Below are 21,462 nucleotides of genomic sequence, written 5' to 3'. Positions count from 1 at the left end.
GCCCGACGCGCGGCAACGCACCGCACGTAGACTCGTCTGGTCAGGTGAAGCCCGTTGTCGAGGGAGCGTGTGCGTGCCGCGAGGTGAGGCGGACGGCCAGGGGCCGTTCGAGGAGATCGACGAGGGCGGCCGGCGGCGGCCCGATCTCGCGGACCCGGACAGTTTCGCCGGGGTCGACGAGCTGGGTTCGCGCGCGCACGACGAGTCGGACGACGTCGATCCCGACCTGGACGCGCCGGACGCCGCGTACACCGTCGGCGGCGGGTCCCGCGGGGGTATCGGCGGCATCGGGCAGCTGGGGGACAACCTCGCGACCGGCCCGGTGCCGGACCTGCTCGGCGCCGAGGACGGGGAGCTGCACGAGCTCGACGACCAGGGCGTCGACGAACCCGCGCAGGACCCCAACGGAGCCCAGGCGCGCCGGGAGCTCATGGCCGTCGAGGCGGAGCTGAACCAGCGCTGGCCCGAGACGAAGATCGAGCCGAGCCTCGCGCGGATCCAGGCGCTGGTCACGCTGCTGGGCGAGCCGAACCGCGGCTACCCCGTGCTGCACGTCGCCGGGACGAACGGCAAGGGCTCGGTCAGCCGCATGATCGACGCGCTGCTCACCCGCATGGGCCTGCGCGTCGGGCGGTACACGAGCCCGCACCTGCAGCTCGTCACGGAACGCATCGCGCTCGACGGGCACCCGATCTCGGCCGCGCGGTACGTGGACCTGTTCCGCGACGTCGCGCCGTACGTGAACATGGTCGACGCCGCGAGCGAGGACGACGTGGCGATGAGCAAGTTCGAGGTGCTCACCGGCATGGCGTTCGCCGCGTTCTCCGACGCGCCGGTGGAGGCCGCCGTGCTCGAGGCGGGCATGGGCGGGGCGTGGGACGCCACGAACGTCGCCGACGCCGACGTCGCCGTGATCACCCCCATCGGCCTCGACCACACCGAGTACCTCGGCCCGACGGCCGTCGACGCGGCGCGCGAGAAGGCCGGGATCATCAAGCCCGGCTCCGTCGCCGTGATCGCCGAGCAAGACCCCGACGTGCTCAACGTGCTGCTCAAGCGCGCGGTCGACGTAGACGCCGCCGTGGCGCGCGCCGGCAGCGAGTTCGGCGTGCTGGAACGCGAGATCGCCGTCGGCGGGCAGCTGCTGAAGCTGCAGGGCCTCGGCGGCGTGTACGACGAGATCTTCCTGCCCCTGCACGGCGCCCACCAGGCAGCCAACGCGGCGCTCGCGCTCGCGTCCGTCGAGGCGTTCTTCGGTGCGGGCAAGGACCGTCAGCTGGTGCTCGAAGCCGTGCGCGAGGCCTTCGCCGAGGTCGAGAACCCGGGCCGGCTGGAGCGCGTGCGCGCCGCCCCGACCGTGCTCCTAGACGCGGCGCACAACCCCATGGGCGCTCAGGCACTGGCCACCACCGTCACGGACGAGTTCGCCTTCCGCCGCCTGGTCGCCGTCGTCGCGGTGATGGCGGACAAGGACGCGCGCGGCATCCTCGACGCGCTGGAGCCCGTCGTGTCGGACATCGTGGTCACGCGCAACTCGGCTCCCCGGTCGATGGAGCTGGAAGACCTCAACGAGCTCGCCATCTCCATCTTCGGCGAAGACCGCGTGCTCGCCGAGCCCGACCTGGAGTCGGCCGTCGAGACGGCCATCGGCCTCGTCGAGCAGTCCGACGACCCGGAAGAACCCCTCGCCGGCGGCGGCGTGCTGGTCACCGGCTCCGTCGTCACCGCGGGCGAGGCCCGCACCCTGTTCGGGAAGGAACCGGTATGAGCGAGACGCCTCCGCCTCCCCCCAAGGACCCCATGAAGGGCTTCCGCGGCGTGCTCTCGGGCACACTGATCATGGAAGCCATCACGGTCGCGTTGGCGCTCCCGGTCGTCAACAAACTCGGCGGCGGCATCACGTCGGCGACGGGCTGGACGGTCATCGGGATCGCCGTGGCGCTGCTGGTGCTGTGCGGTCTGCTGAAGCACGTGTGGGCTGTGCCCGTGGTGCTGGTGTTGCAGGTGGCGTTGATCGCGATGGCTTTTGTGCTGCCGGCGATTGCGATCATCGGCGTGCTGTTCCTGGCGGCCTTCGTGTGGTTCCTGTACCTGCGCCGCGAAGTGGCACGGCGAATGGCGGCGGGGACGTTGCCGAGTCAGCAGCAGCAGTCTTCGCCGAAGAGTTGACGCTCGGCTAAAGCCCGCGTTTCGAGTTCAGCCACTCCGCGTCGTTCCACAGGACCGACGTCGCCCCGACCGCGGGAAAACTCAGCCGCGGATCATCGGACTGGACCAGGCACATCATCCGATGTCCGACCAGCAGGGCATTGCGCGCTTGGCTCGCGAAAATGTCCAGCAGCGCGTGGGCGAGGTCCTTCTCTACGCCCGCGAACCTGTCGTAGTGCCGCAGCACGAGCACGAACCCGGTCGCCCCGAGGTCGGCGCCGTAGCCACCCGCGGCGACGTCACTCAGAGAGTCGTTGAGGGCGTTGAGGTTGTTGCCGTAGTAGTCGGGCAAGCGAGGTTCAGGTCGATGCCGACGGTCGATGAGGTTGCGACGGCCGTGTCCGGACTGGTGTCGGCGCGGGTCACCGGCTCCGGCCGGACCGTGAACATCGCCGAAGTCGGTTTCGCCCGCGGCACGGTCGAAACGCGCCTCCACGCCCAGTGCCCGCTCCCTGTCCGGAAGCTGAGGATCGCTGACCGGGTCCATTGCCGGTCGCACGCGTTCGGCGAGCATGGCCCGTAAGGTGGGGGCGTGGCCGAGCCCGACGATGTGATGCCCGAAATGCTGGTGGAAGCTCATCGCGAGCCATTCGACCACCGAGATGGCTTGGGCGTGGACTTCGAGCCGTATCCGCAGTTCGAGAGCGAGACCGAAACAGCCGAGTGGTGGCGGGCGTGGACGGGAAACCCGGCCGTCGACGGAGCCGAGTTCCGGGTGTTCGGACAGGACGGCGCCGGCGGGCTGGCTGCGTTCTGGCTCGTGCGCCGTGGCAGGCCGGTTGTGCGGCAGCCGGTGGTGTTCCTCGGGTCCGAAGGGGAGACCGGAGTCGTCGCCGGTGATGTGGATGGATATCTGTGGCTGCTTGCAGGTGGCTTCGGGCCGTATGAAGCGATGTTGTACCCGCACCACGAGCATGAGCCGCGGGTTGATCCCCGCCTGACGCAGATCGCGGAGCGCTGGGCACCGTCCGGGAAGCAGGCCACGTCCGAGGTGATCACCAGTGCTCGGGAGGAGTTCCCGAACTTCGGCGAGATTGTGCGGTCGCAGTGTCGATGAAGTCGCGGCACGGGCAGCGGGTGAGTCACTCCTCGCGAAGTAGTCCGGCCCCCGTCGGACCGCCGCGGCGCTGACCCAGTTCACCGCCGCGTCGCCAGGAGTTGTCCGACCAGCCGTCAGGGCCGGATAGAACGTCCGGCATGACCGAATCGACCCACTCTCGCCGCAGTCTGTTCAAGGCCGGTTTTGCCGCGTCGGCCGTCGTGGGCGGGGCGTTGCTCCTGCCCGAAGGTACGGCAAGTGCCGCGGCCGCCGCGCCGTTGGTGCGCCGGGTGCGGCCGGTGCTCACGCACGGCGTCGCGTCCGGGGACGTCACCACCGGGTCCGGCATCATCTGGTCGCGGGCCGACCGGCCGGCGCGGCTGGTCGCCGAGATCGCGCGCGACGAGTCGTTCCGCCACGCGCGCAGAGTCGCCGGGGACATCGCCACGCCCGACACCGGCGGCACCGGCAAGGTGCGCGTCGCCGGCCTGCAGCCCGGGACCGAGTACCACTACCGCGTCACGGCCGTGGACCTCGACGGCCGCACGTCCAGCGAACCGGTCACCGGCCGGTTCTCCACCGCGCCCGTCGGCCGCAAGAACACGCGCATCCTGTGGAGCGGCGACGTCGCGGGCCAGAACTACGGCATCAACCCCGCGTTCTGCGGCATGACCATCTTCTCCGCCATGGCCGACCGCCACCCGGACCTGTTCCTGCACAGCGGCGACACCGTCTACGCCGACGGCCCGCTCACCGAGACCGTCACCCTGCCCGGCGACGGCGGCACCTGGCGCAACATCGTCACACCGGAGAAGGCGAAGGTCGCCGAAACCCTCGACGAGTACCGCGGCCAGCACGCCTACAACCGCCTCGACAAGAACTTCCTGCGCTTCGCCGCCCAGGTGCCGAGCTACACCCAGTGGGACGACCACGAGGTCCTCAACAACTGGTACCCCGGCGAAATCCTCAACGACCGTCCCGAATACACCGAGAAGCGGCTCAGCGTGCTGGCGCCCCGGGCGTACCAGGCGTTCCACGAGTGGCACCCCATCGACAGCCGCCGGGCGGTGGATGGGCGGGTGTACCGCAGTTTCCGCCACGGCAGCCGCGTGGAGGTGTTCGTGCTCGACATGCGCACCTATCGCAACGCCAACACCGCGGACCAGACCAAGCCCGGCTACATCCTCGGCGACAAGCAGGCCCGCTGGCTCGCCGACGCGCTGGACCGCAGCACGGCGACGTGGAAGATCGTGCAGGCGGACATGCCGATCGGGCTCGTGGTGCCGGACGGCACGGACATCGAGGCCGTCGCCAACAACCGGCCGGGTGCGCCCGGCGGTCGTGAGACCGAGCTGGCGTGGGTGCTGCGCGAGATCTCGCGCCGGAAGGTGCGCAACGTCGTGTGGCTGACCGCCGACGTCCACTACACCGCCGCGCACCACTACTCGCCCGACCGCGCGGCCTTCAAGGACTTCGACCCGTTCTGGGAGTTCGTGTCCGGGCCGCTCAACGCCGGCGCGTTCGGCCCGAACCAGCTCGACCCGACGTTCGGCCCCGAAGCGGTGTTCGTGCACGCGCCGACGACGCAGAACTCCTCGCCCGCGCAAGGGTTCCAGCACTTCGGCGAGCTGAACGTCGACGGTGGCAGCGGCGACCTGCGCGTGGACCTGCGCGACGCCACCGGCAAGTCCCTGTGGTCCAAGACCCTGCACCCGCAGGGCCGCTGACCGCACCGCAACCGACCCCGCGCTAGGCTCGCGCCCGATAACACGAATCCGCACAAGGAGAAACACCGTCGTGACTGAACGCACGCTGGTCCTCGTCAAGCCCGATGGCGTCGCGCGCGGCCTCGTCGGCGAGGTCGTCTCGCGCATCGAGCGCAAGGGCCTGAAGCTGGCCGCCCTCGAGCTGCGCACCGTCGAGCGCTCGCTGGCCGAGGAGCACTACGCCGAGCACAAGGAACGTTCGTTCTTCGGCGACCTGCTGGAGTTCATCACGTCGGGTCCGCTCGTCGCGATCGCCGTGGAGGGGCCGCGCGCCATCGCCGCGTTCCGCCAGCTGGCCGGCGGCACCGACCCGGTCGAGAAGGCCACGCCGGGCACCCTGCGCGGCGACTTCGCGCTGGAGACCCAGTTCAATCTGGTGCACGGCTCCGACTCCCCGGAGTCGGCCGAGCGCGAGCTGAAGCTGTGGTTCCCCGACCTGTGAGCCGGGACTGAAAGCCGGGGCGGGGCCGAGCGGCTCCGCCCCGGCTTTCCCTTCTCCACCAAGTGTTCCGAGGGGCGACACGACCATGCCGACGCTGCCACTGACGGCCCGCGACTACCTCGCGCACCTGCGCGCGCTCACCGCGTCGTTCACCGACCTCGCCCGCTCCGCCGACGTCGGCGTGGCCGTGCCGGCCTGCGCGGGCTGGACGTGGCCCGACCTCGTGACCCACACCGGCAACGTGCACCGCTGGGCCGCCGAGGTCGTGCGCACCGGCGAACCGCGGAAGCAGGCGTTCGAGGAGCCGGCGGCGGGTGACCTCGCCGGCTGGTACGCCGAGAGCGCCGCCCTGCTGCTGGCCGCCCTCGGAGAAGCCGACCCCGAGGATCGGTGCTGGCACTTCTGCGGCACCGCGAAGACGAAGCTGTTCTGGTTCCGCCGTCAGGTCCACGAGACGGCGATGCACCTGGTCGACGCCCACGCGTGCGCGGGCACGACCCCGGTCCTCGATCCGCTCGTGTCGGCCGACGGCATCGACGAGGTCCTCGGCGCGATGTTGCCGAGGATCACCCGCTGGCACGCCGTGCCGCCGCTGCCCGTGCCGCTCACGGTGCGCGCCACCGACACCGGCCACGAGTGGACGGTCGTGCCGGGGGAGCCGCCCGTGCTCGGTGAAGGCGAGGCCGCCGCCACCGTCGAGGCCCCCGCGCAGGACCTGCTGACGCTGCTGTGGAAGCGCGGCGAAGCCACCCCGCGCATCACCGGCGACGAGGAACTGGCCCGCACGTTCCTGAAATCCCCGCTCACCCCCTGACCGAAACCGCCCGTTCTGAGCCATTCAGGCGGCGTTCATCCCGAATCCTTCCGCCGGCCGGGCTGCTCCACTTTGCTGAGCGAAGTTACCAACTCGATACTGGGGTGCCTGGTGAAGAAGTCACGCTCCGTGCTGCTCTGCGCCCTTTGCGCATTGTTCGCCACTGCCGTCACCGCGCCGGCGTACGGCGACCCGCTCGCCGCACCGCTGGGTACGCGGCCGGTGGAGGGCGCGCCCGCTGCGTCGTCGGCCCGCGAAGCCCCGGTCACGGCCGCGGCGACGACCGACGACGGCCTCGAGACCAGCAGCGCCACCTCGGCCATCGCGCCCGGGCTGCAGCTCACGCAGTTCGACCGCTTCGACCCGGCCGGCTGGATCCGCGGCGACACCCTCAGCGTCGACCTCACCAGCAAAGTCCTCGAGCCCACATACCTCAGCCCCGGCACGGTTTCCGCGCGTACGCCGCTGTCGCAGCAGGTCGCGCGCACCGGCGCAGTGGCCGGGGTGAACGGCGACTTCTTCGACATCAACGCCACCGGCGCGCCCGAGGGCGTCGGCATTTCCGACGGGCAGCTGCAGACCGCGCCGGCCGCCGGGCACAACGCCACCGCCGCGATCACCGACGAGGGTCGCGCGAAGCTGGCCGACATCTTCCTCGAAGCGTCGGTGCAGCTGCCGGACGGCCGCAGCGTGCCGGCCACGAACTTCAACAGCCCGGTGCTGGGCAAGGACGCGCTCGGCGTCTACACGCCGCTGTGGGGCGCTTCGGCGCGCGCGACTTCGGTGGCCGGCGCCGCGCGGGTGGCCGAGGTCGAGGTGCGCGACGGCGTGGTCACCCAGGTGCGCGCGCAGCCGGCCGACGGGCCGATCCCCGCGGGCAGCACGCGGCTGCTGGGCCGCGAAGCGGGCGCGGACACCCTCGCCGCGCTGAAGGTCGGCGACCACCTCGGTGTGTCCTACGCACCGCGGTCCGACGCCGGGAAGATCACCGTCGCCGTGGGCGGAAACGAGGCCCTGCTGAAGGACGGTGTGCTGCAGCCGGTCGACGACACCACGCTCGCCCCGCGCACCGGCGTCGGCTTTTCCGCCGACGGCAAGCACCTGTGGCTCATGACCGTCGACGGCCGGCAGGCCGACAGCCGCGGCATGACCGAGGCCGAGCTGGGTCGCCGCCTGAAAGCCCTGGGTGCCGACGACGCCATCAACCTCGACGGCGGCGGCTCCTCCACGCTCCTCGCGCGGGGCGAGGGCGAGGCCGCGCCGAGCGTCCGCAACGCGCCGTCGGACGGCGGGGAACGCCTGGTGCCCAACGGGATCGGCATCAAGACCGTGCCCGGCAGCGGCCGGCTGACCGGCTTCGCCCCGGCGCCCGCGCAGAACACGACGAACGCCACGCGAGTCCTTTCCGGACTGTCGCGCGTGCTCGTCGCCGACGGGCACGACGAGACCGGCGCGGCCGTCGCGGCGCACCCGCGGTGGAGCACGTCGGACCCGGGCCGCGCGACCGTGACGGACAACGTGCTCACCGCCCACGCCGACCGCAAGCACCCGGAAGCGCGCGAAGACGTCTCGGTGGTGGCCCGCGATGGCAAGGCTTCCGGCAAGACGACCATGTCCGTGCTCGGCGCGCCGGTGCGGCTGGGCACGAGTACTTCGCAGGTCGCGCTGTCCGGCGCGGGCGCGCACAGCACGTTCCAGGTCTTCGGCTACGACGCCGACGGCTACGGCACCTGGGTGGAGCCGCGCGACGTGAAGCTCGAGTTCGACCCCGCCGTGGTGGACGTGCGGCCCGCCGCCGACGGGTTCGAGGTCACGGCGAAGACCGCTTCGGGCGCCTCGGCGATCACGGTCCACGCGGGCGGGCTGACCGAGCACCTGGCCGCCTCCGTCGGCACCGAGCCGCAGGTGGCGTCTCCTTTGGACGGTCCGGCGGGCTGGAGCGCCAGCGTGTACCCGGCGGTGGTCGGGGCCGCGTTGTCGCCGGCCGAAGGGCGGGACGGCGGGCAGGGCCTGGCGCTCGACTACCGGCTCACCGGCACCACGGCCACGCGCGCCGCGTACGTCACCGCCGCGACGCCGCTGCCCGTGCCGGCCGGCACGCAGAAGATCGGCCTGTGGGTCGACGGCGACGGCAAGGGTGCCTGGCTGCGCGCGGAGCTGCACGACCAAGCCAACGTGGCGTCCATTGTGGACCTCTCGCTCAGCGTCGACTGGACGGGCTGGAAGTACGTCACCGCCGCCGTGCCGGCCGGGCTGCCGGACGGCCAGCGCCTCACCCGCTTCTACGCGGTGGAGAACGTGCCGGACCAGCAGTACGAAGGTCACCTCGTGTTCGACGACCTCACCTTCGAGGTCGCGCCGTCCACGTCCGTGCCCGCCGACCCGGCCGCGCACGACCCGGCGCTGGTCACCGACGGCACGCTCGGCACCGGCGGCCTGCGGATCGCGGTGATCAGCGACGCGCAGTTCACCGCCGACGCGCCCGACGGCCCGCTGGTGGCGCAGGCGCGCCGCGCGATGCGCGAGGCCGTGGCCGCGAAGCCGGACCTCGTGCTGATCAACGGCGACCTCGTCGATCGCGGCACCGCGCCCGACTTCGTGCTGGCGCGCAAGGTCATCACCGAGGAGCTCGACGGCAAGGTGCCGTGGTACTACGTGCCCGGCAACCACGAGGCCGAGGGCGGCAACGGCCTGGCCGACTTCGAGACCGCGTTCGGCGCGACGCACCAGGTCGTGGACGTGCACGGCATCCGGCTGGTGCTCATGGACTCCTCGCGTGGCTCGCTGCGCGCCGGCGGCTTCGACCAGGTGCGGATGCTGCGCGACGCGCTCGACGGCGCCGCCCGCGACCGGTCGATCCGCGGCGTCGTCGTCGCGATGCACCACCCGGTGAAGGACCCGAGTCCCACGGGCAACTCGCAGCTGGGCGACCGCAAGGAAGCCGACCTGCTGCAGACGTGGCTGACGGGGTTCGAGCAGTCCTCGGGCAAGCAGGCGGCGGCGATCGCGTCGCACGCGGGCGTGTTCAGCCTGTCGCGCACCGACGGTGTGCCGTACCTGGTCAACGGCAACTCGGGCAAGACGCCCGCGGCCGCGCCGGGTGACGGCGGGTTCGTCGGCTGGACGCTGGTGCGCGTCGACCCGTCGGCGAAGGACCAGCCGGTGCGCTTCGAGACGCGGCCGAACGTCGACGCGCTGACGCTGTCCGGTCCCGCCTCGCTGCGGTGGGGCGCGAAGGCGCAGCTGACCGCGACGCTCACGCAGGCGGGTCGCGCCGTGCCGGTCGCGTACCCGGTGAGCGCGGACTGGAGCGGCTTCTTCGCCCACCTCGGCGCCGGCCGTCCGGCACCGTGGGACGTGGTGTCGTACGACACGGCGAGCGGCGTGCTGACCGCGTTGCACCCGGGTGTCGCGCGGATTTCCGTGACGGTGAACGGCGTTTCGAAGGACCTGACGGTCACCGTCCGCTGATCGATCGGGAAACCGGTCGAAAACTGTCGGTGCCCGCGCCTAGTGTCGTCGAGGTGGCAGAGGCAACGGCGGAACCGGCACTGGTGCAGGCGAAGGCACTGGTGAAGCGGTTCGGTGAGTTCGAAGCGGTGCGCGGCATCGACGTCGAGGTGCGGCCGGGGGAGGCGTTCGGCTTCCTCGGGCCCAACGGCGCCGGGAAGTCGTCGACGATGCGGATGATCGCGTGCGTGTCGCCACGCACCGACGGCGACCTGCGGGTGCTGGGCATGGACCCGGACGTCGACGGGCCGCGCATCCGCGCGCGCCTGGGTGTGGTGCCGCAGGAGGACAACCTCGACGTCGAGCTGTCGGTGCGGCAGAACCTGCAGATCTACGGGCGCTACTTCGGCCTGTCGCGGGCGCACGTGCGGGCGAAAGCCGAGGAACTGATGGAGTTCGCGCAGCTCAGCGACCGTGCGGAAGCCACCGTCGACTCGCTCTCGGGCGGCATGAAGCGGCGGCTCACCATCGCGCGCTCGCTGGTGAACGACCCGGAGCTGCTGCTGCTCGACGAACCGACCACGGGCCTCGACCCGCAGGCCCGCCACCTGCTGTGGGACCGCCTGTTCCGGCTCAAGGCGCGCGGCACCACGCTCATCGTCACCACGCACTACATGGATGAGGCAGAACAGCTCTGCGACCGGCTCGTGGTCATGGACGGCGGCCGGATCGCCGCCGAGGGCTCGCCGGCGGAGCTGATCGCGCGGTACTCCACGCGCGAGGTCGTGGAGCTGCGCTTCGCGCCGGGTGAACAGCAGACCGCGGCCTCGGCCGTCGAAGACCTGGCCGAGCGCGTCGAGGTCCTGCCCGACCGCGTGCTGCTGTACACGATGACGGGCGAGGCGACGCTGGAACGCGCGCACGAACGCGGCCTGCGCCCGGTCTCCAGCCTGGTGCGGCGCAGTTCCCTGGAAGACGTCTTCCTGCGCCTGACCGGCCGGACGTTGGTGGACTGATGACGATCTCCGCGACGGGCCGGGTCGTCGGCAGCTGGCGGGGCGCCTGGCTGCGCGTCGAGGGCCACTGGACGTGGTACCGACGGCACTGGGTCAGCACGCTGTACTCCACGGGCCTGCAACCGGTGCTGTTCCTGGCCGCCATGGGGCTGGGTTTCGGCTCGCAGGTGCAGGCCGGCCCGGCGACGGGCGGGGTGTCCTACCTCGTGTACGTCGCCCCGGCGCTGCTGGTGGCCGGCGCGGCGCAGCAGGGCGTGGGCGACTCGACGTACCCCGTCCTGTCGGGGTTCAAGTGGCAGAAGGACTACGTCGCCGTCACGGCCACGCCGGTCTCGGCCGGGCAGCTGCTGGGCGGGCACTTCATCTGGACCACGCTGAAACTCACGCTGGCGGGCGCGATCTACGCGGTGATCGCGGTGTTCTTCGGCGCCTGGCAGAACTTCGGCGCCGTCCTGGTGGTCCTCGTCGGCACGCTGACCGGGCTCGCCTGCGCGGCCCCGATGACGGCGCTGGCGGCGAAGACGTTCGACGAGGGGCAGCGCTTCGGGCTGCTGTTCCGCTTCGTGGTGATGCCGATGACGTTGTTCTCGGGCACGTTCTTCCCGATCACGCAGATCCCGCTGTACCTGCGCTGGCTCGCGTGGCTGTCGCCGCTGTGGCACGGCACGCAGCTCGCGCGCGCCGGCACGCTCGGCGGCGTCGGCGGGCTCGCGGTGCTCGGGCACACGGCATACCTGGTGGCTCTCGTCGTGGTGGGCTGGGCACTGGCCCACCGCTGGTTCTACCGCCGGCTGGTGGCGTGATGACCGACGTGCGAGCCACCGAGTTCCAGCGCCGCGGTCTCCTCATCCGCGTCCTCCCGCCGGGCATGTACAGCGGGCGTGCCGGCGCGCTGATCGAGCGGGCGATCACCGTCTACGGGCGGTCGTGGACGATCCTGCTCTCCGGCGCGCTCGAGCCGTTGTTCTACCTGCTGGCGTTCCAGGTCGGGTTCGGCAAGCTGGTGCAGACGGTGCCGGGGCCGGACGGGCGGCCGATGAGCTACGTCGCGTTCGTGGCACCGGCGCTGCTGGCGTCGTCGGCGATGAACGGGGCCGTGTTCGAGAGCACCTACAACCTGTTCTTCAAGCTGCGCTACGCGAAAACCTACGACGCCATGCTCGCCACCCCCATCGGCCCGCTCGACGTCGCGCTGGGGGAGATCGGCTGGGCGATGCTGCGCGGCGGGCTGTACTCCGTGGCGTTCATGGCCGTCACGGGCGCCATGGGGCTGCTCACGTCGTGGTGGGCGCTGCTGCTCCTGCCGGTGGCGCTGCTGGTGTCGTTCACGTTCTCCGCCATCAGCATCACGCTCGTGAGCTACCTGAAGTCGACGTCGCAGTTCGACTACATCCAGCTCGTGCTGATGCCGATGTTCCTGTTCTCCACCACGTTCTTCCCGATCACGGTCTACCCGGAGGCCATCCAGTGGGTGGTGCGGGTTTTCCCGCTGTACCACGGCATCGAGCTCATGCGCGGCCTCGCGACCGGCTTCTTCTCGTGGAGCATGGCGGGCAACCTCGCCTACCTGCTGGTGCTCGCGGCGATCGGGGTCTGGGGGTCGACGCGGCGGATCGCGAAGCTCCTGCTGACCTGACGCTGGTGTCCAAAGTGCGACCTGTCGTATTTCGGCCACGGCGAAGATCGTGACGCCGCGCCCGGCCTGCCCCAGGCTGACCGGATGCACGGAAGACCTCTGAAGCTGGCCGCGCTCACCGCCGGCTTGTCCCTCGCCCTGGCCGTCCCCACTGTTTCCGCCTCGGCCGAGCCCGCCCACGCGCAGCCGTGGCAGCTCGTCGGCCCCAACAGCTCCGGCGGGCACCTCGCCTTCACGCCCGATGCCCCGGCGCGGCTGTACGTGCTGCCCGACAGCGGCCGCGCTGTCTACCGCACCGACGACCACGGCGACACCTGGACCACACCGGGTCCCTTGGGCGCCAACGGCACCGCGATCGCGGCCGACCCGCGCGACGGGTCCGTCGTCTACGTCACCGCCACCGACCCCGCCACGGGCACCGGCGAGGTGCTGCGCAGCGACGACGCGGCGCGCACGTTCCGCGCCGCCGCCACGAGTCCCGGGCTGTTCACGTCCGTGGTGGTCTCGCCCTCGGGCGAGGACGTGTTCGCGGCCGGCGACGACGGCGTGCTCACCAGCACCGACCACGGCCGCCACTGGGCGAAGCTCCCGGGCGCGCCGGCAGGGGTCACCGACCTCGCCCTCGACGGCGACCACCTGTTCCTGGCCACCGGCAGCGAAATCCACGTCGTCGACAACGCGCTGAGCCACCCGCGCGCGCCGCGCGAGCTCGCGGTGCCCGGCACGCCGTACCTGTCGAACCTGGCCGCGGCCGACGGCATGGTGGTCGGCTCGGGCGTGCTCGGCAGCGCCGTGTTCTCCACCGACGGCGGCCGGACGTTCCGCACCCTGACCGGACCGTGGGGCGCCGACGACGCGATGGCGTTCACGGGGCTGACCCCCGCCGGTGAGCTCGAGGTCCAGTCGATCGCCTCGCCGCGGCCCGACGGCAGCGCGGGCGCCCGCGACGTCTGGGTCAGCCGCGACCGCGGCCGCACGTGGACCGACCACCCGGCCGCGACCGGCGCGATCGACCTCTACTCCGAGGTCGGCGGCTTCCCGGACCGCCCGCGCGAGCAGGTCGTCGCCGCGGCCGCGGGGATCTTCACCACGGCCGACTCGGTGACGTTCCGGCGCATCGGCGTGCCCGACACCGAGGTCAACGCGCTCGCGAGCGTCGGCCCGGCGCTCGTCGCGGCCACGCGCAGTGGCACCTACCGCTCGACGGCGCCGTTCGCGGCGCACCTCCCGCGTGGCTACCAGGACTGGGGCTGGACCGGCCAGGCCCCGGACACCTTGGGCAACTCCGTCGGGGCGCTCGCGACGGTGTCGGCCAAGGCCGTGCTGCGCGTGCGGCAGGGCTACTGCGAGGTCGACTGCTTCACCGTCGAAAGCTCCGGTGACGGCGGCAAGACGTGGCAGCAGTTCGCGACCGTGCCGGGCAACTCCCGCGCGCTGGCCGTGGATCCGCACGACGCCGGCACGGTGTACGCGGGCAGCTACCTCACACCCGCCGTCTACACGAGCCACGACGGCGGCCGCACGCTGACGCAGCACGTGCTCGCCGGCCTGGACGGCGTGCAGTCGGTCGCCGTCGACCCGCGCTCCCGGGGCGCCGTGTGGATCGGCGACGTCACCGGCCTCTACCGCAGCACCGACGGCGGCGCCACCGCGCGCAAGGTCTTCGACGGCGAGGTCGCCCACGTGACCGTCGACCCGCGCGACGCCCGCCACGTCGTGGTCACCGGCGCCGGCTTCGTCAAGGTCACCACCGACGGCGGGGCCACCTTCCGCCCCGCGGCCGGCCTCGGCACCGCCGGCTACTCCGACGCCACCTTCACCGGCGACGGCGCCCTGTACGTGTCCTCCGCCGACAAGTACGAACCCGGCGCCGGGGTCCTCGTCAGCCACGACGGCGGCCGCCGGTTCACCTCGCTGCCCACCCAGCCGGCCGACCGCGACGTGCGCACCCTCCTGCCGTCGGCCGACGGCCGCTGGCTCCTCGCCGGCACGGGCGCGGGCGTCTACCGCCTGCCCCTGCGGTGATCCGCGGGGCCGGGTGTCCGCAGTGGACACCCGGCCCCGGGTCCTCAGTGGACGTTCAGTCGTCGAGCCAGCCGAGTTTCGCGACCTGCCACGCCAGCTGCATCCGGCTCTGCGCGTCGGCCCGCTGCATCAGGTCCTGCAACCTCCGCTGCACCGTCCGGTGGCTCACCCCGAGGTGCTTCGCTATCGACTTGTCGCTCACGCCGCCGACGAGGAGCGACAGCAGCCGGCGCTCGTCGGCCGACAACGGCGCGTCGGCGGGGACGCCGTCGACGCGCAGGGGAGACGCGCGTTCCCAGTAGCTCTCGAACAGCGCCACCAGCGCGGTTACCAGGCTGCTGCCCAGCACGAGCGCGGCGGTCGGTTCGCCCGTGGCCTCGTCGTCGGCGAGCGGGCACAGCGCGAGCGCCCGGTCGGCCACGGCGAGGCGCACGGGCAGCTTCGCGATGGTCCGGGCCCGTTCGCCCAGGCGGATGCCCTCGGCGAGGCCCGCGATCGCGCCCGGTTCTTCGAGCAGCGCGGTCTCGTAGAGCACCCGGAAGCGCACGCCGCGGGCCAGGGCGCGGAACTCCTCGTCGTTCTCGGCGGCCGGCATGGCGATGGGCGCCTCGCGGCAGAACCACAGCACCTCCTCGCGCGCGTCTCGCTGGAGGCTCAGCGCCTGCTGCCGGATCGCCTCCGCGCCGGTGACGACCTCGACCAGCCGCGACGAATCGCGCCGCCGCGCGCTGTCGCGGTACTGCTCGGCCAATTCCGTCAGGGCGGCGCGGGCGCGTTCGAGCTCCGACTGGCCGTGGCGCAGCAACGGCCCGAGCGAGACGTCGGGCGGCGCCGGCACGTAGTGCTCGCCGGTGCGGCTCACGAGGCGCTTGGCCACGAGCGAGCCGAGCACCCGCTCGACCTCGGCCACGGCGAGCCCCAGCCGCGTGCTCACCTCACCGGCGGCGGCGCGGTAGCCGCCCACGAGCACGCGCAACACCCGCTCCTCGTCGGCGGACAGGCCGAGCGCTTCGAGCACCGGACCTCCTCGGGCGTCGGCGAACTGCGACCGGTATCCAACCCGGACGAGGTGTCGAAACGATCACGGGCGGGGCCCTACCGCGCGGGATTCGGCGGACCCGTCTCCGGCGGGGCCACGGCGGCGAGCGCGTCGACGAGGCCGTGGCCGTAGAAGCCGTTGTAGCTGTCGTAGCCTGCGCAGTAGGCGTCCTGGGCGCCGTCGCCGGTGAGGTCGTAGTCGTCGGGGCACGGCATGGGCGTGGCCCGCGTGTCCAGAGCGTGGCGCAGGTCCGCCGCCGACATGCCGGGGTGCGCCGACTTCAACAGCGCCAGCACGCCCGCCACGTGGGGCGCGGCCATCGACGTGCCGCACAGCGGCGCGTAGCCCCCGGGCACGGTCGACACCACGCAGCGCCCGGCTTCGCCGCCCGGGCAGTGACATCCACCACACCGAGGCCGTACGAGCTGTAGCCGGCCTTCACGCGGTCCGCGCCCACGGCCGACACCGCCACCACGTCACGCAGGCCGGCCGGCAGCGCTTCGCACTTCGTGGCCCCCGCCGTCCGCACGCCCGAGTGGGCCGACGGCGTCAGGTCCACGGCCTCGTTGGTCGCCGCCGCGACGTTCAGCGTCCCGGCCGCAGTGGCGTACTCCACCGCGCGCGCCAGCACCTCGTGGACGACGCCGCGGTCGTCGCCGCGCACGCACGACAGCGACCACGGGTTCACGAACCAGCTGCTGTTGGTCACGGGCAGGTGGTGCGCCGCCGACCACATCAGCCCGCACACCGCGGCCTCGGGATCGGCGTAGCCGCGGTCGTCGATCACCTTCACCGACGCGATCCGCACGCCGGGCGCGACGCCCGTCACGCCCTTGCCGTCGTCGGCCGCGGCGATGATGCCGGCCACGTGGGTGCCGTGCACCGAGGTCGTCGGCTGCCAGGCCGCCGGCCGCGGGTCGGCGACGCCGGTGAGGCAGCCGGCGGAGTCGGCGGGGTCCATCGCGGCGGCGAGATCGGGGTGGTCCGGGTCGACGCCGGAGTCGAGCACGCCGACCACCACGTCACGGCTGCCTTCGCTGACCTGGTGCGCGGTGGGCGCGCCCACCATCTTCATGTCCCACTGCTCACCCGACAGGTCGGCCGTCGACACCTGCGCCGGATCGCTCAGGTGCAATTCGGCCCGCGCGGGCTGCGGCGGCACGGCGTCGCCGCTCGCGCGCTGCGCCGCGAGCCGGGTGCCCTGCGCGCTGAACGCGCGGTCCAGCCCGATGTGCGACCCGAAGTCCGGATCGTCGGAAGTGACGACGCCGACCGCGATCTGCGGGTAGTACCCGGACGAGTGACCGCAGGCGGCTTCGACCTGTTCGCGTGCGGAGTCTTCGGAGGTGCCCCGGTCGAAGGCGACGACGTAGCGCAGGGTCCGCCCGGACGGGTGGCAGCTCGGCGCGTCCGCGCTCGCCGGCCCGGCGGCGAGGCACCCGCAGAGCACCGCGACGAGGCACACGGCCGCGCGCAGTGGCCGCGCCAGCAGGGACACCGGACCTCCTACCGAATGCAGGAAACGCCGGGCACCCGCGCGCACGCGTGCCCGAGCCGCACGGTAACCAGGCTCGCGCGGCGGGACAAGCGGAACCGCCGAGTTCGCCCCGCGACGGCACGCCCGGGTGGCTGCGCAAGGCACCGACTACACCGGGTGCACCCCCGGGTGTGGGATACTCACGTCGACCGCCTCGACGACGGGCATCCTGCCTGCGTCGGGAGTGGTCCGGAGGAGTGCCGGACCGGCACCACTCGCGTCGCCCCCGGGAGGCCGGGCAGCTCGACGTGGTGGGGCTGGCCCGCGAGGGGTCGGAGCCAGGCCGGCGCGCCGCCGAGGAGACCTGACCGTGCCCGGTTCGCCGAACCCGGTGGACCGCACGGTTTGCCACGCAAGGATTCCCGCCGCTGGTCACCACCACGGCGGGCACGGAACAGAAAGGGCCCCTGCGCGGCCGCGTCGTGACCGGTGAGAACCGGCAGACGCGCCCGGGGGCGGAGGAGACACATGTCGAACGCGGAAACACCCGCCGATCAGACCGGCGGGAATACCGCCGCACCCGTGACCAGTCAGTTGGGGGAGCTGCCGCCGCGCATTCGCGTGCACGCGCTGGCCAAGCTGCTGGGCTCCAGCAGCCGCGACCTGCTCGCCAAGCTGGCCGAGCTGGGCGAGAGCCCCCGCAGCGCTCAGTCGAGCGTGACGCGCGAGGTCGCGTTCAAGGTGGCCGAGGCGCTCGCCCCGGCCGAGAGCGCGCCCGAGGTCACCGCGGCCACCGAGAGCACCGCGACTTCTGAGGTCGCCAAGGCCGCCGAGGTCGCCGAGGTCACTGAGCAGCCGGCTCAGCCCGAACCCGTCCGGGCCGAAAGCACCGAAAGCACCGAAAGCACCAAAAGCACCAAGGCCGCCGAGGCCCCCGAAGCCCCCGAGGTCGCGGAGCAGCCCGCCGAAGAGCAGGCCGCCCGCGAGCCGCGCCGCCGCGTCCGCCGGGCCGCCGTGCCCGCGGTCGTGGTGAGCGACCCGCCCGCGGAGGTGGAGGCCGAGGAGCCGGCCCAGGCCAAGCGCCCGGTGCACGTGCCGGTGTTCGCCGCGCCCTCGCCGGTCTTCCTGCCGCCGGAGCCCGAGCCCGCCGGCGAGCGGCCCGCCCGCAGCCGGCCCGAGCCGGTGTTCGGCGTCGGCCCGAAGCCGGTCACCGAAGAGGCCCCGGCCGAGGACGAGCAGGCCGAGGACACCACGGGCGAGGACACCGACGACCGCTCCGAGGACGACGAGGACGGTGCGGCCGGCCGTCGCCGGCGTCGTCGCGGCCGTCGTGGCCGCGGCCGGGGCAAGGGCGGCGACGAGGGCGGCGCCGAAGACGACGAAGCCACCGACGAGCCGGACCGCAAGCGCGGCTCGGCGAAGCAGGACGACAAGCAGGCCGACAAGCCGGAGAAGCAGGCCGACAAGGCCGACAAGGCCGACTCCGAGCAGGGCGAGCAGACCGAGTCCGAGGACTCGTCCGGCGAAGCCGAGGCCGACGGCGACTCCGACGGTGAGGGCGGCAGCCGCCGCCGGCGCCGTCGCCGCCGTCGCAAGGGCGGGGACGACGACGGGTCCGACGCGACCACCGACGACCCGCCCAACACCGTCACCCACGTGCGCCAGGCCAAGGCGGAGCAGCCCGAGCGCCCGGCGCGCGACGAGGTGCGCAGCGTCCGCGGCTCCACGCGCCTGGAGGCCAAGCGCCAGCGCCGCCGCGACGGCCGCGAGGCCGGCCGCCGCCGCGCCCCGATCCTGTCGGAGGCCGAGTTCCTCGCCCGCCGCGAGTCGGTGGAGCGCACGATGGTCGTCGCCGAGAAGGGCGACTCCACGCAGATCGCCGTGCTCGAGGACGGCGTGCTCGTGGAGCACTTCGTCACCTCGGCCGGCACCGGCTCGATCGTGGGCAACGTCTACCTCGGCCGCGTGCAGAACGTGCTGCCGAGCATGGAGGCCGCGTTCATCGACATCGGCCGCGGCCGCAACGCCGTGCTCTACGCCGGCGAGGTCGACTGGGACGCCGCCGGCCTGGAGGGCAAGGCCCGCAAGATCGAGCAGGCCCTGTCCACCGGCGACAGCGTGCTCGTGCAGGTCACGAAGGATCCGGTCGGGCACAAGGGCGCCCGGCTGACCACGCAGATCTCGCTGCCCGGCCGCTTCCTGGTCTACGTGCCGGCCGGCGGGGCCACGGGCATCTCGCGCAAGCTGCCGGAGAACGAGCGGCGCCGCCTCAAGGACATCCTCAAGCGGATCGTCCCCGAGGACGCGGGCGTGATCATCCGCACCGCGTCGGAGGGCATCGCCGAGGAGGAGCTCGACCGCGACGTCCGGCGCCTCAAGGTGCAGTGGGACGTCATCAAGGAGAAGGCCGACGCCGGTGCCGCCAAGAAGGGCGGCGCGCCGACCATGCTCTACGAGGAGCCCGACCTGCTGGTGAAGGTCGTGCGTGACCTGTTCACCGAGGACTTCGCCAAGCTCGAGGTCCAGGGCGGCAAGTCCTTCGACACGATCCACTCGTACGTGGAGCACGTGGCCCCGGACCTGGCCGACCGCCTCAAGCGCTACACCGGCACCGGCGACGTGTTCGCCGACCACCGGATCGACGAGCAGATCACGAAGGCGCTCGACCGCAAGGTCTGGCTGCCCTCGGGTGGTTACCTCGTCATCGACCGCACCGAGGCGATGACGGTGATCGACGTCAACACCGGCAAGTTCACCGGCTCGGGCGGCAACCTCGAGGAGACGGTGACGCGCAACAACCTGGAGTCGGCGGAGGAGATCGTCCGCCAGCTGCGGCTGCGCGACATCGGCGGCATCATCGTGATCGACTTCATCGACATGGTGCTCGAGTCCAACCGCGAGCTGGTGCTGCGCCGCCTCACCGAGTGCCTGGGCCGCGACCGCACGCGGCACCAGGTCGCCGAGGTCACGTCGCTGGGTCTCGTGCAGATGACCCGCAAGAAGATCGGCACGGGCCTGCTCGAGGCGTTCTCCACGCCGTGTGAGCACTGCAAGGGCCGTGGGGTCATCGTGTCCACCGAGCCGCAGCGCACCGGCGGTGGCGGCAACGGCAACGGCAACAACGGCCACAACCACGGCAACGGCGGTGGCGGGGACACCAAGAGCTCCCGGCGCTCGCGCGGCCGCGGCAAGGGCGACGAGCAGCAGGCCGAGCACACCAAGGTCGTGGAGCCGGTCCCGGCGCCCACGCCCGAGCAGCGCGAGTCCGTGGTGTCGGCCGTGCAGGCGATGGTGAACGCGTCGAAGGCGGCGTCCCACAAGGGCGAGCACGAGCACGAGCCGCACGTCGAGGACGAGCCGAAGCCGCTGGCCGAGGCCGTGAAGACGGTGGAGACGGCGCAGGAGACGGCGGCTCCGGCCGTCGAGGAAGCGGCTCAGCCGGCTGAGACGGCTGAGAAGACCGAGGTTCCCGAGGTTGCCGAGACCGCTGAGGCGGCCGCGTCGACTGTGCCGGCTGTGCCGGATTCGGGGACTTCGGAGACCGAATCCGAGGTCGACGTGCCGCCCCCGGCCACGCGGCCCGCCCGGCGCCGGTCGCGCCGGGCGGCGTCGCGCCCGGCGGGTCCGCCGGTGCACGCCTCGGAGCAGAGCTGAAAGACCACGTAGGGGACCCCGGTGTCCATCCACCGGGGAACCTCACGTAACCTGTAGTACGGCCTGCCACCAGAGCAGGCCGCTGCGCGAGCACTTGGACCGCCTCCGGGCGGGCCGTCCGCGCCAGCCCCCACCCGATTGCCTAGTAGTTACAGGGCCGAGTTAATGCAGGAGACTTCCGTGTCGGCGTACGCGATCGTCAAGACCGGCGGCAAGCAGTACAAGGTGGCCGTCGGCGACGTCGTCGAGGTCGAGAAGCTCGAGGGCGAGCCGGGCACCGAGCACACCTTCCCCGCCGTGCTGTTCGTGGACGGTGGCGAGGTCACCACGGACGCCGACGCGTTGGCGAAGGTCTCGGTCACCGGCAAGGTCGTGGAGCAGACCAAGGGTCCGAAGATCCGGATCCACAAGTTCAAGAACAAGACCGGCTACCACAAGCGCCAGGGTCACCGGCAGAAGCTGACCCGCGTCGAGGTCACCGGTATCTCCAAGTAGTTCTTCGGATCTTCGTAGTCTTTCAGAAAGAGGCTTGAGCGATGGCTCACAAGAAGGGTGCGTCCAGCTCCCGCAACGGTCGCGACTCCAACGCCCAGCGACTGGGCGTGAAGCGCTACGGCGGCCAGGAGGTGAACGCCGGCGAGATCCTGATCCGTCAGCGTGGCACCAAGTTCCACCCCGGCGTGAACGTCGGCCGTGGCGGCGACGACACGCTGTTCGCGCTCGCCGCCGGTGCGGTCGAGTTCGGCACCAAGCGTGGCCGCAAGACGGTCAACATCGTGCCTTCGGTCGCCGCTGAAGCCTGATCTTCAGGTTTTCTGCACCACGACTTTCCGACGAGGGGTGGAGCCGGAATATCCGGCACCACCCCTCGTTTGTGTTGTCCGACAGTTTTTCTT

At 72.2% G+C, this 21,462-nt stretch carries 16 protein-coding genes and 1 pseudogene; 14 read left to right on the top strand and 3 right to left on the bottom strand.

What is annotated here, in order from left to right; translation table 11 throughout:
• The first annotated feature begins 73 nt into the window (after positions 1 to 73).
• Positions 74 to 1,768 carry a bifunctional tetrahydrofolate synthase/dihydrofolate synthase gene (gene folC / locus ACQPXB_RS34985; RefSeq protein WP_432845869.1) on the top strand — a complete coding sequence of 565 codons (1,695 nt, stop codon included), beginning with the start codon at positions 74 to 76 and terminating at the stop codon, positions 1,766 to 1,768.
• Complete coding sequence (locus ACQPXB_RS34980) at positions 1,765 to 2,169, top strand: DUF4233 domain-containing protein (protein WP_366583892.1); 405 nt, start codon at positions 1,765 to 1,767, stop codon at positions 2,167 to 2,169. Before folC ends, ACQPXB_RS34980 begins: the two co-directional genes overlap by 4 nt.
• A gap of 7 nt (positions 2,170 to 2,176) precedes the next feature.
• Here the strand turns inward: ACQPXB_RS34980 and ACQPXB_RS34975 are convergent, their stop codons facing one another.
• Positions 2,177 to 2,722 carry a barstar family protein gene (locus ACQPXB_RS34975; RefSeq protein WP_432845868.1) on the bottom strand — a complete coding sequence of 182 codons (546 nt, stop codon included), beginning with the start codon at positions 2,720 to 2,722 and terminating at the stop codon, positions 2,177 to 2,179.
• 18 nt (positions 2,723 to 2,740) lie between these two features.
• Here ACQPXB_RS34975 and ACQPXB_RS34970 point away from each other — a divergent pair, with 18 nt between their 5' ends.
• The 9 genes from ACQPXB_RS34970 (at position 2,741) to ACQPXB_RS34930 (ending at position 14,396) form a co-directional block, all read left to right on the top strand.
• Entirely contained in the window at positions 2,741 to 3,265 is a 525-nt protein-coding gene (locus tag ACQPXB_RS34970) for an SMI1/KNR4 family protein (RefSeq protein WP_432845867.1), read from the top strand.
• A 140-nt stretch (positions 3,266 to 3,405) separates the two neighbouring features.
• Positions 3,406 to 4,974, top strand: coding sequence for an alkaline phosphatase D family protein (locus ACQPXB_RS34965; RefSeq protein WP_432845866.1), 1,569 nt, complete (start codon positions 3,406 to 3,408; stop codon positions 4,972 to 4,974).
• 70 nt (positions 4,975 to 5,044) lie between these two features.
• Complete coding sequence (ndk, locus tag ACQPXB_RS34960; protein WP_220242889.1) at positions 5,045 to 5,455, top strand: nucleoside-diphosphate kinase; 411 nt, start codon at positions 5,045 to 5,047, stop codon at positions 5,453 to 5,455.
• An 85-nt stretch (positions 5,456 to 5,540) separates the two neighbouring features.
• Positions 5,541 to 6,269, top strand: coding sequence for a maleylpyruvate isomerase family mycothiol-dependent enzyme (locus tag ACQPXB_RS34955; protein WP_432845865.1), 729 nt, complete (start codon positions 5,541 to 5,543; stop codon positions 6,267 to 6,269).
• Between the two features lie 129 nt (positions 6,270 to 6,398).
• Positions 6,399 to 9,740: a phosphodiester glycosidase family protein gene (locus ACQPXB_RS34950; protein ID WP_432856909.1), complete on the top strand. Its 3,342-nt coding sequence runs from the start codon at positions 6,399 to 6,401 to the stop codon at positions 9,738 to 9,740.
• Positions 9,741 to 9,793: 53 nt separating this feature from the next.
• A complete protein-coding gene (locus tag ACQPXB_RS34945; RefSeq protein ID WP_366583884.1) occupies positions 9,794 to 10,735 on the top strand; it encodes an ABC transporter ATP-binding protein in 942 nt (313 codons plus the stop codon).
• Entirely contained in the window at positions 10,735 to 11,538 is an 804-nt protein-coding gene (locus ACQPXB_RS34940; protein WP_432845864.1) for an ABC transporter permease, read from the top strand. The genes ACQPXB_RS34945 and ACQPXB_RS34940 overlap by 1 nt, the downstream gene beginning before the upstream one ends.
• Complete coding sequence (locus tag ACQPXB_RS34935) at positions 11,538 to 12,371, top strand: ABC transporter permease (protein WP_366583882.1); 834 nt, start codon at positions 11,538 to 11,540, stop codon at positions 12,369 to 12,371. Before ACQPXB_RS34940 ends, ACQPXB_RS34935 begins: the two co-directional genes overlap by 1 nt.
• Before the next feature lie 84 nt (positions 12,372 to 12,455).
• Positions 12,456 to 14,396, top strand: a complete 1,941-nt coding sequence (locus ACQPXB_RS34930; protein WP_432845863.1) for a hypothetical protein — start codon at positions 12,456 to 12,458, stop codon at positions 14,394 to 14,396.
• A gap of 55 nt (positions 14,397 to 14,451) precedes the next feature.
• Here the strand turns inward: ACQPXB_RS34930 and ACQPXB_RS34925 are convergent, their stop codons facing one another.
• Both ACQPXB_RS34925 and ACQPXB_RS34920 read right to left on the bottom strand, forming a co-directional pair.
• Entirely contained in the window at positions 14,452 to 15,414 is a 963-nt protein-coding gene (locus ACQPXB_RS34925; RefSeq protein WP_432845862.1) for a LuxR C-terminal-related transcriptional regulator, read from the bottom strand.
• 77 nt (positions 15,415 to 15,491) lie between these two features.
• Positions 15,492 to 16,933, bottom strand: a pseudogene (locus ACQPXB_RS34920) (S8 family peptidase).
• Between the two features lie 507 nt (positions 16,934 to 17,440).
• Between ACQPXB_RS34920 and ACQPXB_RS34915 the strand changes: the two are divergent.
• From ACQPXB_RS34915 to rpmA, 3 genes are all read left to right on the top strand, one after another.
• A complete protein-coding gene (locus ACQPXB_RS34915; protein ID WP_432845861.1) occupies positions 17,441 to 20,566 on the top strand; it encodes a translation initiation factor IF-2 N-terminal domain-containing protein in 3,126 nt (1,041 codons plus the stop codon).
• A gap of 180 nt (positions 20,567 to 20,746) precedes the next feature.
• Positions 20,747 to 21,061 carry a 50S ribosomal protein L21 gene (gene rplU, locus ACQPXB_RS34910; protein WP_009081084.1) on the top strand — a complete coding sequence of 105 codons (315 nt, stop codon included), beginning with the start codon at positions 20,747 to 20,749 and terminating at the stop codon, positions 21,059 to 21,061.
• A 41-nt stretch (positions 21,062 to 21,102) separates the two neighbouring features.
• Positions 21,103 to 21,369, top strand: a complete 267-nt coding sequence (gene rpmA, locus ACQPXB_RS34905) for a 50S ribosomal protein L27 (protein WP_220242880.1) — start codon at positions 21,103 to 21,105, stop codon at positions 21,367 to 21,369.
• Positions 21,370 to 21,462 lie beyond the last annotated feature (93 nt).

The organism is Amycolatopsis sp. CA-161197, from assembly GCF_050942255.1.
GTDB lineage: Bacteria > Actinomycetota > Actinomycetes > Mycobacteriales > Pseudonocardiaceae > Amycolatopsis.
This window is presented reverse-complemented; position numbering and strand designations above follow the sequence as displayed.

Bases quoted from the DNA above. Each gene is read 5' to 3' on its own strand.
- ACQPXB_RS34980 (WP_366583892.1), top strand. From the start codon at position 1,765: ATGAGCGAGACGCCTCCGCCTCCCCCCAAGGACCCCATGAAGGGCTTC.
- ACQPXB_RS34975 (WP_432845868.1), bottom strand. From the start codon at position 2,722: ATGCTCGCCGAACGCGTGCGACCGGCAATGGACCCGGTCAGCGATCCT.
- ACQPXB_RS34965 (WP_432845866.1), top strand. From the start codon at position 3,406: ATGACCGAATCGACCCACTCTCGCCGCAGTCTGTTCAAGGCCGGTTTT.
- ACQPXB_RS34955 (WP_432845865.1), top strand. From the start codon at position 5,541: ATGCCGACGCTGCCACTGACGGCCCGCGACTACCTCGCGCACCTGCGC.
- ACQPXB_RS34940 (WP_432845864.1), top strand. From the start codon at position 10,735: ATGACGATCTCCGCGACGGGCCGGGTCGTCGGCAGCTGGCGGGGCGCC.
- ACQPXB_RS34935 (WP_366583882.1), top strand. From the start codon at position 11,538: ATGACCGACGTGCGAGCCACCGAGTTCCAGCGCCGCGGTCTCCTCATC.
- ACQPXB_RS34930 (WP_432845863.1), top strand. From the start codon at position 12,456: ATGCACGGAAGACCTCTGAAGCTGGCCGCGCTCACCGCCGGCTTGTCC.
- ACQPXB_RS34915 (WP_432845861.1), top strand. From the start codon at position 17,441: ATGTCGAACGCGGAAACACCCGCCGATCAGACCGGCGGGAATACCGCC.
- rpmA (WP_220242880.1), top strand. From the start codon at position 21,103: ATGGCTCACAAGAAGGGTGCGTCCAGCTCCCGCAACGGTCGCGACTCC.